The following is a 14,631-nucleotide window of genomic DNA, read 5'->3' as shown; positions in this document are numbered from 1 at the left end:
AGATGGCCAACTTCTCCAAGTCGAATGTGCCGCAGTTCTCCGTCGAGGTGTACCAGAACGCCTACCTGCCCGACGGCGGACGCGAGGTCAACGCGATCGTCACCGTCACCTCGACCGGCGGCGGCACCACCGGCGGCGTGCCGCTGACCGGGGCGTCCCTGTCGCCCTCGCACCTTCCGGGGCGGGCGCCGAACGCCGCCGTGGTGATCATGGTCGACTGTTCCGGGTCGATGGACTACCCGCCGACGAAGATGCGCAACGCGCGCGACGCGACGGCCGCGGCCATCGACACGCTGCGCGAGGGCACACAGTTCGCGGTGGTAGCCGGTACGCATGTGGCCAAGGACATCTATCCGGGCAACGGGCGGCTCGCGACCGCCGACGCGCAGACCAAGGCCCAGGCGAAGGACGCGCTGCGGCGTCTGAGCGCGGGCGGCGGCACAGCGATCGGCACCTGGCTGCGGCTGGCCGACCGGCTGCTCGCCGCCGCCGACGTGGACATCCGGCACGGCATCGTGCTGACCGACGGCCGCAACGAGCACGAGGTCCCGGAGGATCTGCGGGCCGCGCTCGACTCCTGCGCGGGCCGCTTCACCTGTGACGCGCGTGGTGTCGGCACCGACTGGGAGGTGAAGGAGGTCACCGCCATCGCCTCCGCGCTGCTCGGGACCGCCGACATCGTCGCCGACCCGGCGGGCCTGGCGGCGGACTTCACACAGATGATGGAGAACGCGATGGGCAAGGAGGTCGCGGACGTGGCGCTGCGGCTCTGGACGCCCGTCGGGGTCGAGATCAGATTCGTGAAGCAGGTGGCGCCCACGGTCGCCGACCTGACCGACCGGCGCACCGAGGCGGGACCGCGTGCCGGGGACTACCCCACGGGTTCGTGGGGCGACGAGTCCCGCGACTATCACGTGTGCGTCCAGGTCCCCCAGGCCGGAATCGGCCAGGAGATGCTGGCGGCCCGGGTCTCGCTGATCCTGCCCGCCCCGTCCGGCGGCGGCGCTCCGCAGACCCTGTCGCAGGGTCTCGTACGGGCGGTGTGGACGGACGACATGGCAGCGTCCACATCGATCAATCCGCAGGTCGCGCACTACACAGGTCAGGCGGAACTGGCACAAGTCATCCAGCAGGGGCTCGACGCACGCAAGTCGGGCGACTTCGACGGCGCGACCGCGAAACTGGGCCGTGCGGTGCAGCTCGCGTCGGCCTCGGGGAACGAGGACACTGCGAAACTGCTTTCGAAGGTGGTCGACGTCGTCGACGCGGCGACGGGTACTGTGCGACTGAAGGCGAAGGTCGCGGAGGCGGACGAGATGACCCTCGAAACGCGCTCCACCAAGACCGTTCGCGTCAAGAAGTAGCGTCAAGACAGCACACCGCAACCGAACGAGCATGACGGCCCCCTGGGCCGGACGAGGAGAGGGGGAAGCGCCGACATGCCGACCTGCCCGAACGGACACCAGTCGGGTTCCGAGGACTGGTGCGAGGTCTGCGGACACCGCATGGCCGGGGCGGGCGCGCCCGCGGGCGCGGTTCCCCCGCCCCCTCCCCCGCCGCCCGCACCCGGTTACGGCTACCCGCAGGGCCCCGGCCCCGGTTCGCAGCCGACCATGCAGGCGGAGCTCTGCCCGCAGTGCCGCACCCCGCGTGAGGCGATGGCGCCGTTCTGCGAGGAGTGCCGCTGGAACTTCCTCACGAACACGGCGACCTCCTACACCCCGCTCGCCCCGTCGCACGGTGGCCCCGGCGGTCCGGTGCCGGGTCTCAGCCTGCCGCCGGGCTTCCAGGCCCAGCCGCCCGCGCCGCCTCAGCAGCAGCAGTCGCAGCAACAGCCGCCGCGCGACCCGTTCGAGTACCAGGGCTCGCGGCCTTCGCAGGTGAACCGTCCGGCCGAGACGCTCGCGCCCGAGCAGGCCGGACCGGGCGGCCACGGTAGTCAGCCCGGACCGGGTGGACCGGGCGGCCAGGGTGGTCATGCCGGGCCGCCGCCGTCGTTCCAGCAGCAGTCGGCGCCGTCTCCGTCGCCGTTCGCCCAGCAGCCGCCGTCGCCGTTCCCGCCGCACCAGCAGCAGTCGGCGCCGCCCGCGCCGCCGCAGCCGCAGGCCCCGCAGACCGGCGCGGACGACTGGATGCTGTCGCCGCCCTCGCAGGCGCAGGCACCCCAGTCGCATCAGGCACCCCCGCCGCCGCCCGCCCCGCAGCTGCCGCAGGGCTACCAGCAGCAGGGGCCGCAGGGAACACCGCAGTTCCCGGGTCAGGGACATGACCAGGGGCACGGCCTCGGACCGGGCCAGGGGCATGACCAGGGCCAGGGGCAGCAGCAGCCCGTCTCCACCACCTGGACCGCCGTGATCGCCCCGGACCGTGAGTACTTCCTGGCGATGATGCAGCGCAGCGGACCCGAGGCGACCGGGCTCAACCTGCCCGCGTACTCCCCGGAGCAGCGCCTCCCGCTCACCGGCAACCAGATCACCATCGGGCGCCGTCGGCACAGCACCGGTGAGTCCCCCGATGTCGATCTGTCGGTGCCGCCGGAGGACCCGGGTGTCTCGCACCAGCACGCGGTGCTGGTGCAGCAGCCCGACGGCAGCTGGGCCGTGGTCGACCAGAACTCCACCAACGGCACCACGCTCAACGGTGCCGAGGACCCGATCCAGCCCTATGTCCCCGTCCCGCTCCAGGACGGCGACCAGGTGCATGTCGGCGCCTGGACGACGATCACGGTCCGCCGGGACTAGGTCGTTCCGAGCGTCGCTGGCCGGGCAGCACAGCCCTCAGGGCCCGGCGAGCGGCCAGGCGTACGGCCCCTGCGGGTCGTCCAGCCAGGCCCACTGCCGGTCCGGCCCGACCGTGATCCCGTACCTCTCCCGCTGGGGGCGCCGCTCGCGCTCCCAGAGGGAGAGTGCCTCGTGCGGATCGAGGGTGCCCGCGGTCAAGGTCAGCAGGAAGCGGAAGAGTTCGTCGTCGATCACGCGCCTCGGCAGTCCGGCGAGGGGCTGGAGCTGGGCGGGCAGCGGCAGCGCACCGCGCAGGGGCACGAAGTACGCCGGGGTGGGCAGGAACCGCCCCTCCGCGCTCCGGCCGTGCGCCGTGTCGCGTACCCGCAGGGAGATCAGCCCGGTGGCGAACGGGGCCAGAATCCGTGCGCCGTCCCGGCACTGCGCCGGCCAGGCCCACGGTACGGAGGGCAGGGTGCAGGTCGCGATGATCCGGTCGTAGGGGGCCCGCGCCGGGCAGCCGCGTGCGCCGTCCCCCGTGATCACCGCCGGGCGGTATCCGGCAGCGGCGAGATGACGGCGGGCCGACTCCGTGATCTCCGGGTCCAGATCGACGGTGGTCACCGCCCGGTCGCCGAGCCGGTGGCAGAGCAGCGCCGCGTTGTAGCCGGTGCCCGCGCCGATCTCCAGGACGGTGTGCCCGTCCCGTACGTCCAGTTCGTCGAGCATCAGGGCCATCAGCGAGGGCTGGCTGCTGGACGAGATGAGTTCGCCGTCCCTGATCCGGGTGGCCAGCGGCACGTCCGCGTACGCCTCGCGCAGCCAGCGTCCGCGGCGTACCGGGTCGGGGTCCTCGCCCCACAGCCGTTCGTAGCCGCGGATCCCGCCCACGGAGAAGTACGGCACGAACAGATGGCGCGGTACGTCCTCGAACGCGGCGCGCCAGGCGGGGTCCGTCAGGCCGCCGCGCGCCGCGACGGCCCGTGCCATGGACCACCGTGCCTCGTCGGCGTCGGCCGCGAACCGTTCCTGGTGTCCGCCCATGTCCCCACTGTCCTGCGGCGGCGGCCCGGCGGCCAGTGTGCGGGGCGAGTGGCCGAGCGGGGTCCCGGACAGGCGTGCGGGACGAAGGACCTAGGACCCGGGACCTCGGCCGGTGCGTCTGCGACCATGGACGGGTGACAGAGATTCCGCACGGCACGCTTCAGGAGCAGACCTTCTACGAGCAGGTCGGCGGCGAGGCGACCTTCCGGCGCCTGGTCCACCGCTTCTACGAGGGGGTCGCGGGCGACGAACTGCTGCGGCCGATGTACCCGGAGGAGGATCTGGGCCCGGCCGAGGAGCGGTTCACGCTGTTCCTGATCCAGTACTGGGGCGGCCCGAGGACCTACAGCGACCAGCGCGGACACCCTCGGCTGCGGATGCGGCACGTCCCGTTCCGGGTGGACCGGGCCGCTCATGACGCCTGGCTCGGTCATATGCGGGTCGCTCTCGACGAGCTCGGCCTGGCACCGGAACATGAGCAGCAGTTGTGGAAATACCTGACATATGCCGCCGCGTCGATGATCAATACCGACGGCTGATATCCGGAATACGGTACTCCACCCCCGAATAACGGTCACGATCGCATCAAGGTGCCCCCGTAAGCGGTTTCCAGAACCCTGTGCCCTCTGAAAGCATCACGGGGACGTCGGGGGGCGTGCGGGTTCAGGGGTTCTGGGGGAGTAAGTGACGGGGTTCGTCTTTCTGCGGGTGAGGGCGCATCGGCTCCTTCTCGCCGCGGCTCTCCTGGCCGTGCTGCTCACCACATCGGTACTGGCCGCGCTCACCGCGTTCTCCGGTTCCGTCGGGGATGCCGCGCTGCGGCACACGCTCACCCACCGGTCGGCGGCCTCCGCCTCCCTGTTCGTCTCGGCGCAAGTGGACCGGGAGCAGCGCGGCGACGCGGAGAAGGCCACCCGCAAGGCGGCCCACGACACCTTCGACGGGCTGCCCGTCACCGTACGGAAGCTGGAGAGTTCGGGGCCGTACGCACTGCCGCGCGACCTCCAGTCCCCGGCCGCCCGGCGCGGCGAACCCGACCTCACCCACTTCGCCGCGCTCGACCGCAGCCGCGTCCGGCTCACCGAAGGCCGTCTCCCGGCGGGCGCGAACGGTGACGGGCCCCTACAGGTGGCCCTGCCCGGTGCCGCCGCCGAGGTCCTGAAGCTGAAGCCGGGCTCCCGGCTCACCCTCACCGACCGGCTGAGCGGCAAGCCGCAGCGGATCGTGATCACCGGCCTGTACAAGGCGTCCGACCAGGCCGACACGTACTGGCAGCTGGACACGCTCGGCGGGCGCGGCGTCCGCAAGGTCGTCTTCACCACCTACGGTCCCCTGCTCACCGACCCCTCCGTCCTCGGCTCCGGCCGGATCAGCCCCGGCGAGACGTCCTGGCTGGCCACGGCCGACTTCACCAGCGTGACCACCGGCTCGATGGACGCGCTGCACAAGGCGTCGACGGACGGGCCGAAGGCCCTGCTGGCCACCCCGGTGTTCAAGGACGGCGCCAACGCGCGGACCTCGCTGCCCACCGTGCTCGACCAGATCGACCGGGCGCTCCTGGTCTCCCGCTCGACGCTGATGATCGTCGCGGTGCAGCTGGTGCTGCTCGCGGCGTACGCGCTGCTGCTCGTGGCCCGGCTGCTGAGCAGCGAACGCGGCGGCGAGACCGAGCTGTTGCGGGCCCGCGGCGGTTCACGGGGCCGGATCACCTCGTTCGCGGCGATCGAGGCGCTGATGCTCGCGGTACCCGCCGCCGTCATCGCCCCGCTGCTCGCGGGGCCGCTGACCCGGCTGCTCGCGGAGCGCAGCGTGCTCTCCCGGATCGGGCTGCGGTTCGAGGAGGCTTCGACCGGCACGGTGTGGCTGGTCGCCGCCACCGTCGCGCTGGCCTGCGCGCTCGCCGTGGTGGCGCCCGCGCTGGCCGCCAGCGCGGGCGGTGGCCGCCGGGCGCGGGCCACCGCGCTCCCCGGTCCGGTGCGCGCCGGTGCCGATGTCGGACTGCTCCTGATCGCCGCCGTGGCGTACTGGCAGCTGGACCGGCAGACCGGCGGTTCCGGCAACGGGGCACTCAGCGGTGACCGGGAGGGCGACCTCGGCATCGATCCGCTGCTGGTGGCCGCGCCCGCGCTGGCGCTGCTCGCGGGCACCGTACTGACACTGAGGCTGCTGCCCCCGGCGGCGAAGCTCGCGGAGCGCCGCGCGGCGGGTGGCCGCGGGCTGCCCGCGGCGCTGGCCGGCTGGCAGTTCAGCCGACGGCCGCTGCGCGGTGCCGGACCGGTGCTGCTGCTGGTCCTCTCGGTCGCGATGGGCATGCTGGCGATCGGTCAGAGCGCGTCCTGGAACCGCTCGCAGGGCGACCAGGCGGACTTCAGGTCCGGTGCGTCGGTCCGCATGGTGGGCGGACTCAGCGGCGATCCGGCGAAGGCGGGCGCGTATGTGGGACTTCCGGGGGTACGGGAGGCGGCGCCCGCCTACCGCACGGGCGTGGAACTCTCCGGTGACCGCACGGCCCAGGTCATCGCCCTGGACACCGCGCACGCCGACGAGGGCATGCTGATGCGCCCGGACCTCGGCGAGGAGACGCCGCAGCAGCTGTTCGACGCGATCGCACCGGCGAAGACGGCCCGTACCGGGCTGCTGCTGCCCAAGGGCAGCGAGCGGCTGACGTTCGACGCGCGGATCAGCGGCCCGTCGAAGAAGTCCCGCGACGGGCAGCCGGACTCCTGGGCCCCGGACCGGGTGCCTGTGGTGACCGTCCTGCTGGAGGACCGTTACGGCATCCCGTACCGGACTCTCGCCGGGCCCGTGCCGGCCGACGGCCGGCCGCACACCCTCTCGATCGCGGTGGCCGCCGCGGGCGAACTGGCCGTGACCGGCTTCGAGGTGGACGACCGGCTGCCCGCCGAGGCACAGCAGCGCCGGTTCTCCGTGAGCGGACTCGATGGGGTGACCGCCGACGGCGGCCGGCTCCCGGTGCGCGCCCAGAAGGGGCTGCGCTGGGTGGGCGCCACCATGCTCACGGAATTCGGCGAGGAGCAGCCGGGCGAGACTCCGGTCCAGAAGAACGAGCCCGGCGGCGCCCCGGACTTCAGCTACAGCACCGGGTTCTCCGAGGACGCCGTGTCGGACTACGCGACCTCGAACGGTTCGCTGCGCATCACCACCGCCCGCGCGAAGGCCGCACCGGTCAAGGCCGTGGTGACGGACGCGTATCTGAAGGCCTCCGGCGCGAAGCTGGGCCAGCAGGTCGACCTCATGCTGGCCGGGAACACGGTCCGGGTGACCCTGGTGAAGTCCGTGCGCCAGCTGCCCACGACCGGACCCGGCGCCCTCACGGAGTCCCGGGATTCGCTGACCCGGACCAAGGACGGCGGGGCCCTGCTGCTCGACCTCCGGTCCGTCACCGACCTGCTCGCCCACCGGCCGGGCGCCACCATCGCCGCCACCGAGTGGTGGCTGAGCACCGGACCGGGCGACGCCTCGAAGGTCGCCGCCGCGCTGCGCAAGCTGCCCGACACCGACCCGGCACAGGTCGAGGTGCGCGACGAGACCGCCCGCGAGCTGATCAACGACCCGCTGGGGGCGGGACCGCAGTCCGCGCTGCTCGCCGTGGCCGTGGTGGCCGCCGCGCTGGCGGCGGTCGGCTTCGCGGTCAGCGTCGTCGGCTCGCAGCGCGAACGGTCCGCCGAATTCGCCGTACTGCGGGCGCTGGGGGCACCGCGCCGCAAGCTGGCCCGGATGATCGCCGCCGAGCAGGGCGTGCTGATCGCCATCGCGCTGCTCGTCGGCCTGGCCCTCGGGGCCGTACTGACCAGGGCCGTCGTGCCACTCATCGTGCTGACCGGACAGGCGACCCAGCCGGTGCCCGAGGTGCTGGTGCACCTGCCGGCCGGACAGGTCGCCGCGCTGCTGGCCGGGGTCGCCGCGCTGCCACTGCTGATCGTCGCGGCGATCGCGCTGCGCCGCGCCGACCCGGCGGTATCGCTGCGCCACCAGGGGGACAACTGACATGAGCGCCGACCAGAACCAGAACACCGGCGCGCCCGGCGGACCGGAGAAGACCCCGGCCGCCACCGGTGGCCCCGGCACGGCCGCGGCCGTCGCCCGGCGTGCGGCCGCCTGCGCCCCGTGGGTCCGCACCCGGCTGCGTACCGCCCCCGGCGCCGCGGCGGCACTCGCGGGTCTCGTCCTGCTGACCGCGTTCCTCGCCGCGGCGTTCCCGCGGTCCGTGGAGTCGTACGAGACGGACGGGCTGCGGCACGACATCGCCTCGGCCTCGCCCAGCCGGAGCGTCCTCGAAGTGACGTCACCGCCGCCCGACCTGGAACTGCGGCCGGAGGTCCAGGACGCCGCGGTGCGGAGCCCCGGGATGTCCAGGGTCGACGCCGCGCTGATGAAGTCGCTGCCGAAACCGGTACGGCCCGACGCCGCGCGCTCGTCCTACGGGGTGCACACCACGGCCCCCGCCGTCGCGTTCGAGCCGTGGCTGCCCCGGCCGGACGGCCTCGCCCCGCAGTTCACCTACGCCACCCCGGCGGCGCTCGACAAGCACAGCACCCTGCGCTCCGGGCAGTGGCCGACGGTCCGCGGCGAGGTCGCCACGGACAGCCGGGAGGTGGAGGCCGCGGTAACCGCCGAGACGGCGTCCGCCCTGAAGATGAAGGTCGGCTCCACGCTCTCGGTGCCCACCCGGACCGGTGCCCCGCTGACCGTCCGTATCACCGGCATCGTCACTCCCCTGCGCCCCACCGAGAGCTTCTGGTCCGTCGAGCCGCTGTTCAGGGGACCGGCCCTGATCCCGGAGCGCGGGAGTTCGGAACCGAAGAACTACTGGACGGCCGCCCTGCTGCTGCCCCCGGACGCCGCGCCCGCCCTGCTGGCCACGATGAACGAACCGGAGCTGTTCTGGCGGATCGCCCCGGACGCCGCTCACCTCACCGGGCTCGACGTGTCCGGGCTGCGGTCCGCCGTCGCCTCGTTGGAGAGCGGCCCCGAGCTGCTGAAGCTGCGCGACATCGCCGGGCCCACCGCGACGCTCACCACCGATCTGGACGAGATCGTCCTCGCCCACACCCGGATGCGGTCGGCGATCAGTCCCGTAGTGACGGTCGCCGCGGTCGGGATCGGAGCGGTCGCCGCCGTCGTCCTGCTGATGACGGGCGGGCTGATCGGCGCCCGCCGCCACCACGAACTGGCCCTGCTGCGCTCGCGCGGCGGCTCCCTGCGGGGCATCGGCCGCCGCCTGTTCGCGGAGACCGCGGTGACCGTGCTGCCCGCGGCGGCGCTCGGGCTGCTGCTCGCCGTACTGACCGTCGGGCAGGCCCGGCTGTGGCCCGCTGTCGCCGCCGCCGCGGCCGTGACCGTACTGGTCTGCGCCGCGCTGCCGCTCCGTACGACCCTGCGGCACATCCGGCCGCAACTGCACGGCGCCCGCGACGACATGATGAACGCCCGGCCCTCGCGCCGACGCACCGTCGCCGAACTGACCCTGCTCGTCCTGGCGATCGGCGCGGTCGCCGCACTGCGCCGCCGGGGCACGGACGCGGACGGCGGCACCGACCTGCTGGTCAGCTCGGCGCCCGTGCTGGTCGGGCTGATCGCGGCCCTCGTCCTCGTACGGCTCTATCCGCTGCCCCTGCGGCTGGCCTCGCGTCCCGTCGCCCGGCTGCGCGGGGCCATCGGCTTCCTGTCGCTGGCCCGCGCCGGGCGCGCCTCCTCCAGCGGCACGCTGCCGCTGCTCGCGCTGCTGATCGCGCTGACCACCGCGGCGTTCGGCGGTTCGGTGCTCGCCGGGGTCGGGGACGCCCGCGGCGACGCGGCGCTGAAGGCCGTCGGGGCGGATGCCCGGATCAGCGGTCCGGGCGATCGCAGCACGCTGCCGGACGGCTTCGCCGACCGGGTGCGCGCGGTGCGCGGAGTCGATGACGTGGCGCCCGTCCAGATCGACTACGGCGTGCTGCTGCCGCCCGCCGCGAACGGCATCGAGGACGCGAAGGGCGCCACCCTGGTGGGCGTCGAACCCGAGTCGTACGCGCGGCTGGCGCGCGCGACCGGTCTGAAGGCATTCCCCGCCGACCGGCTGAAGGCCACCGGCTCGGCCGCCCCGGTCCCGAAGGGGACCTTCCCGTCACTTGACCGGGTGCTGCCCGTGATCGCCTCGCCCTCGGTCGCCGAGCGGCTCGGCGACCAGCCGCAGGACATCGAGTCGCTGGCCGGGGACTTCAAGGTGCGGGTCGTGGGCGTCCAGCCGCGCACCTCGGCGGTGGCGGACTCCGACTTCATGATCGTCAACACCGCGTCGCTCTCCGAAGGGCATCCCACCACGCTGCTCGTCACGGGCGCGGGTCCGGACGCGAAGGGGCTGCGCGCCGCCGCGCACGACACGGGCAAGGACTTCGCCGTACAGCTGCGGTCCGAGGAACTCGACGCGTTCGTCGACACCCCGATGCAGGCGGGCGCCGAGCGGATCTACGCGGCGGCGATCGCGGCGGGCGCCGGTTACGCGCTGCTGGCCGTGCTGCTGTCGCTGCTCCAGACCGCCCCGGAGCGCACCACGCTGCTGGCCCGGCTGCGCACGATGGGACTCACCACCGGGCAGGGCAGGCGGCTCCTCGCGTTCGAGGCGATGCCGCAGGCGCTGCTGGCCGCCGTCGGCGGCCTGCTCGTCGGCTGGGCGACCATCGTCCTGCTGGCACCCGGGGTGAACCTGGTCACGCTGGCCCTGGCCGGCGCCTCCACGACCGCCCAGCACACCGTTTCGCTGCGGGCCGACCCCTGGTCGCTGGTGCTTCCGGCGCTCGGGGTCGTCGTTCTCGCCGCCGCCGTGGCCGGCGTCCAGGCCTGGTGGGCGAGCCGCCGCGGCTCGATCACCGAACTCAGGGCAGGAGACACCCGATGACGTCGACCACCGAGACCACTCTGGCGGAACTCGAACAGCGGGCCACCGCGCGCCGGGACCGCCCTTCGTACGGGCATGACGCGCTGATCGCCTGCGACCGGCTGGTACGCATCTTCACCACGGACGGAGTGGAGGTGCAGGCCCTCCAGGGCCTCGATCTGCTGGTCACCGAGGGCGAGTTGATGGCCCTGGTCGGCGCGTCCGGCAGCGGCAAGTCGACGCTGATGAACATCCTGGCGGGCCTGGACGTGCCCACGGCCGGGTCGGCGAAGGTCGCGGGCTGCGATCTGCTGTCGATGGGGCCCAAGGAACGGCTCCGCTACCGCCGTGACGTGGTCGGGTTCGTCTGGCAGCAGACCGCGCGCAACCTGCTGCCGTATCTCACCGCGATCCAGAACATCACGCTGCCGATGCAGCTGCGCGGCGGCGGACGCAATCGCGAACGGGCCGCCCGCGCCGAGTCGTTGCTCCGGATGCTGGACATCGACGACTGCCGGGACCGGCGGCCGCAGCAGCTGTCCGGCGGGCAGCAGCAGCGGGTGGCGATTGCGGTGGCCCTCGCCAACAACCCGTCGGTACTGCTCGCCGACGAGCCGACCGGTGAGCTGGACTCGGCCACCGGCGAGCAGGTCTTCGCCGCGTTCCGCCGCGCCAACGAGGAGCTCGGCACGTCCATCGTGATCGTCACGCACGACCAGGCGGTGGCCAGCGAGGTGCGCCGTACGGTCGCCATCCGGGACGGCCGTACGTCCTCCGAGGTGCTGCGCCGCACGGAGGTCGACGCGGCGACGGGCCAGGAGTCCCAGGTGGCCCGGGAGTACGCGATGCTCGACCGCGCCGGTCGCCTCCAGCTCCCCGCCGACTACACGCAGGCGCTGGGCATGGAGCACCGGGTGATGCTGGAGCTGGAACAGGACCACATCGGGGTGTGGCCGGACGCCCCGGAGGAGCCGGGCAAGTAAAGCGGCGGGCCGGGGAGCGGGCGGGGCCGGGCCGGGAGCACCCGCACGTCAAGCGCGAGCACCGAGCGCGGCACGTCACGCGCGGGTACGGCAAGTAGGGCTGGCACCAGGGCAGTTCGAGGGGCTGTCCCGATGGTGGCGGCACCATGTGCGCTCGTAGCGTCGGTCAGGTCATTCCACCTGTTCCGAGGAGCACCATGCGCGTCGCCCCCCTGTCCTTCGTCGGCCTGGGACTGGCCGGTCTGCTCGCGGGTGCGGTGCCCGCGACCGCGGCCTCTCCGTTACCCGCCCCCGCGACCGCCCTCTCCCCCGCGCACCAACGCCTCGACTGGGGGCCCTGCCCGGACCGGTACGAGGATCTGAACGCGGCGGGCGCGCAGTGCGCCGATGTCACCGTGCCCCTCGACCACGCCGATCCCGGCGGCCGGACGATCCAGGTCGCCATCTCCCGTATCAAGGCCGCGGAACCCTCCCGGCGTCGCGGCATCCTGCTCTCCAACCCGGGCGGACCGGGCGGGACCGGGCTGGACAGCACCCTTCGCCTGCGACCGGCGCTCGGGGACGTGGCGGACCGCTACGACCTGATCGGCTTCGATCCGCGCTTCCTCGGCGACTCCACCCCGGTCGGCTGCGCCCCGGCGGCACCGGCCGTGCCGCCCGGACCCGTCACCTCCGCGCGCCAGGACTTCGACAGATCGGTCCGCTCGGCCCGTGACACCGCGCGGCGCTGCGGCCGGTACGGGGACAACGCCACGCTGCTCCCGCACGCCTCCTCGCGCAATGTCGCCCGTGACATGGACGCGATCCGGGCGGCGCTGGGCGAGCGCGGGCTCTCGTACTACGGCATCTCGTACGGGGCCGATCTGGGCGCCGTCTACACCCAGTTGTTCCCGCGGCGGGCGGACCGGATGGTGATCGACTCCAGCACCGATCCGACGGCCACCCAGTACGAACTGTTCCGGTCGGCCGGGAAGCCGCTCGAAGAGGCCCTGGACGCCTGGGCCGGCTGGACCGCCCGGCACCACGGCACCTACGCGCTGGGCCGCACGGCCGCCGAGGTGCGGTCCCGCGTGCAGCGGCTCCTCGACGGGGCGGAGAGGCGCCCGGTGCCCGTCGCCGGGGTCCGGCTCGACGCCCCCGTCCTGCGGCTGGTGCTCCGGCAGCTGATCCAGCACGAGGAGTACGACGCGGCGCTCGCCGGTACCGTACGGGACCTGGTGGACGCCGCCGCCGGAAAGCCGGTCGAGCCCGGTCCGGAACTGGCCGCGATGCTGGAGCTGCTCACCTCCCCCGAGCTGGCGGACAGCATGCTGGGCGGTGCGGTGTTCATGTGCGGGGACGGCGGCTGGCCGTCCGGCGGATGGCCGCCGGACCCGGAGACGTACTGGAAGAACTCCCAGCGCAGCCGGGCCGAGCAGCCCGTCTTCGGTCCGTTCGTGAACGGGATGACGGCCCCGTGCGCCTTCTGGGAGCCGGAACCGGCCGAGCCCGGTACGACGATCGGCAACGACGTACCCGTCCTGATGCTCCAGGCCCGCCGCGACAACAACGTTCCGTACGAAGGGGCGTTGGCCCTGCACCGCAGGCTGACCGGTTCGCGGCTGGTGACGGCGGACATCCGCTCGCACGGTGTCTACGGACGCGGAATCGACGGGCTGCGGCCGGTGCCCTGCGCCGACCGGGCCGTCAACGACTATCTGCGCGACGGCACCCTGCCCGCGCACGACCTCACCTGCCCCGCGACCGGGAGGTCCGAGCGATGATCAGCAGGCGTACGGGCCTCACGGCCGCCGCGGCGGCGCTGCTGGCAGGCGCGGCCGGACCGGCGGCGGCAGCCACCCGCCCGGCCCCCGCCCCCGCGGCGGCCACCCGTGCGGCGCGGCCCACGAACCCGGCGGCGCGGCACCGCCTGCGGACCGACGCGGACGCGATCGTCGCGACCGGGGCCACCGGGGTGGTCGCCGAGGTCCAGAGTGCGCGCGGCAGCAGGACGGCGAGCTCCGGATCGGCCGACCTGTCGGACCCGGGCACCCCGGTCCCCCGGAACGCCTCGTACCGGATCGGGAGCGACACCAAGACCTTCACCGCCGTCCTCGCCCTGCAACTGATCGGCGAGGGCCGGCTCGCGCTGGAGGACACGGTCGAACGGTGGCTGCCGGGAATGGTGCGGGGCAACGGCAACGACGGCACCCGGATCACCGTGCGCGATCTGCTCGGCCAGACCAGCGGGCTCAACGACTACCTCGCGGTGTCGCCCGACGCCGCGGAGGCGTTCACCCCGGAGGGCTATCACCGCTCACGGTTCCGCTCGCAGACCGCCCGCGAGCAGGTGGCGGCCGCCCTGAGCCGGCCTCCCCAGTGGCTTCCGGACCCCGTCGACTCGCCCGGCGGAAAACGGCGTTGGGGCTACTCCAACACCAACTACACGCTCATGGGCCTGGTGATCGAGGAGGTGACGGGGCACCCCTGGGCGCAGGAGATCCACGACCGGATCATCGAACCTCTCGGCCTGCGCCACACCTTCTCACCGGGCACCTCCCCCTACGTCCCGGCCCCGACCGCCATCGCGTACACCAGGTTTCCCGGCGAGGACGGCTTCACGGACACGACGCTGGCGTACGGGGGCGGCGCAGACGGCTGCCTGATCAGCGACACCCACGACCATGGCCGCTTCCTGCGCGCGCTGATGGGCGGCCGGCTGCTGCGCCCGGCCCAACTGGCGGCGATGAAGGAGACGGTGGCCGCCGACGACTGGATCGACGCGCCCGGGGTGCGCTACGGGCTGGGGATCGCCTGGCGGCCGGTGGCGGGGAGCCGCGGGGGCGTCTGGTTCCACGGGGGCACGCATCTGGGCGTCGTCTCGGAGAGCGGGGTGACACCGGACGGTGAACGGGCCGCGACCAGCGCCACGTTCACGCTGCGCGTGGGCGGCGCGGGCCAGGACGCCCAGGACCGGGCGGCCCGCGGACTGGTGGACCGGGCGCTGACGGGCCGGTGGTGACGGGCC

The 14,631-nt window shown here is 73.6% G+C and carries 9 protein-coding genes; 8 read left to right on the top strand and 1 reads right to left on the bottom strand.

Annotated elements, in window-relative coordinates:
- The first annotated feature begins 2 nt into the window (after positions 1-2).
- A complete protein-coding gene (locus OG413_RS18180; protein ID WP_266806830.1) occupies positions 3-1,364 on the top strand; it encodes a VWA domain-containing protein in 1,362 nt (453 codons plus the stop codon).
- 75 nt (positions 1,365-1,439) lie between these two features.
- Positions 1,440-2,741 (top strand): FHA domain-containing protein, encoded by a 1,302-nt coding sequence (locus OG413_RS18175; RefSeq protein WP_266806829.1) that lies wholly within the window; start codon positions 1,440-1,442, stop codon positions 2,739-2,741.
- A gap of 36 nt (positions 2,742-2,777) precedes the next feature.
- Here OG413_RS18175 and OG413_RS18170 read toward each other — a convergent pair whose 3' ends face one another.
- Positions 2,778-3,764 (bottom strand): methyltransferase domain-containing protein, encoded by a 987-nt coding sequence (locus tag OG413_RS18170; RefSeq protein ID WP_266806828.1) that lies wholly within the window; start codon positions 3,762-3,764, stop codon positions 2,778-2,780.
- Between the two features lie 134 nt (positions 3,765-3,898).
- On the opposite strand from OG413_RS18170, the gene OG413_RS18165 reads away from it, so the two are divergent.
- The 6 genes from OG413_RS18165 (at position 3,899) to OG413_RS18140 (ending at position 14,625) form a co-directional block, all read left to right on the top strand.
- Positions 3,899-4,303, top strand: coding sequence for a globin (locus OG413_RS18165; protein WP_266806826.1), 405 nt, complete (start codon positions 3,899-3,901; stop codon positions 4,301-4,303).
- Positions 4,304-4,448: 145 nt separating this feature from the next.
- A complete protein-coding gene (locus OG413_RS18160; RefSeq protein WP_266806824.1) occupies positions 4,449-7,772 on the top strand; it encodes an FtsX-like permease family protein in 3,324 nt (1,107 codons plus the stop codon).
- Position 7,773: 1 nt separating this feature from the next.
- Positions 7,774-10,662 (top strand): FtsX-like permease family protein, encoded by a 2,889-nt coding sequence (locus OG413_RS18155; protein WP_266806823.1) that lies wholly within the window; start codon positions 7,774-7,776, stop codon positions 10,660-10,662.
- On the top strand, positions 10,659-11,624 hold the full coding sequence (locus tag OG413_RS18150; RefSeq protein ID WP_266806821.1) for an ABC transporter ATP-binding protein: 966 nt from the start codon (positions 10,659-10,661) through the stop codon (positions 11,622-11,624). The genes OG413_RS18155 and OG413_RS18150 overlap by 4 nt, the downstream gene beginning before the upstream one ends.
- Positions 11,625-11,821: 197 nt before the next feature.
- Complete coding sequence (locus tag OG413_RS18145; RefSeq protein ID WP_266806820.1) at positions 11,822-13,387, top strand: alpha/beta hydrolase; 1,566 nt, start codon at positions 11,822-11,824, stop codon at positions 13,385-13,387.
- Complete coding sequence (locus OG413_RS18140; RefSeq protein WP_266806818.1) at positions 13,384-14,625, top strand: serine hydrolase; 1,242 nt, start codon at positions 13,384-13,386, stop codon at positions 14,623-14,625. Before OG413_RS18145 ends, OG413_RS18140 begins: the two co-directional genes overlap by 4 nt.
- The last annotated feature ends 6 nt before the right edge of the window (positions 14,626-14,631 follow it).

The sequence above is a fragment of the Streptomyces sp. NBC_01433 genome (genome assembly GCF_026340105.1).
In the GTDB taxonomy this organism is placed as follows: domain Bacteria; phylum Actinomycetota; class Actinomycetes; order Streptomycetales; family Streptomycetaceae; genus Streptomyces.
This window is presented reverse-complemented; position numbering and strand designations above follow the sequence as displayed.

Coding starts and splice junctions, on each gene's coding strand:
- OG413_RS18180 (WP_266806830.1), top strand. CDS start 3: ATGGCCAACTTCTCCAAGTCGAATGTGCCGCAGTTCTCCGTCGAGGTG.
- OG413_RS18175 (WP_266806829.1), top strand. CDS start 1,440: ATGCCGACCTGCCCGAACGGACACCAGTCGGGTTCCGAGGACTGGTGC.
- OG413_RS18170 (WP_266806828.1), bottom strand. CDS start 3,764: ATGGGCGGACACCAGGAACGGTTCGCGGCCGACGCCGACGAGGCACGG.
- OG413_RS18155 (WP_266806823.1), top strand. CDS start 7,774: ATGAGCGCCGACCAGAACCAGAACACCGGCGCGCCCGGCGGACCGGAG.
- OG413_RS18150 (WP_266806821.1), top strand. CDS start 10,659: ATGACGTCGACCACCGAGACCACTCTGGCGGAACTCGAACAGCGGGCC.
- OG413_RS18145 (WP_266806820.1), top strand. CDS start 11,822: ATGCGCGTCGCCCCCCTGTCCTTCGTCGGCCTGGGACTGGCCGGTCTG.
- OG413_RS18140 (WP_266806818.1), top strand. CDS start 13,384: ATGATCAGCAGGCGTACGGGCCTCACGGCCGCCGCGGCGGCGCTGCTG.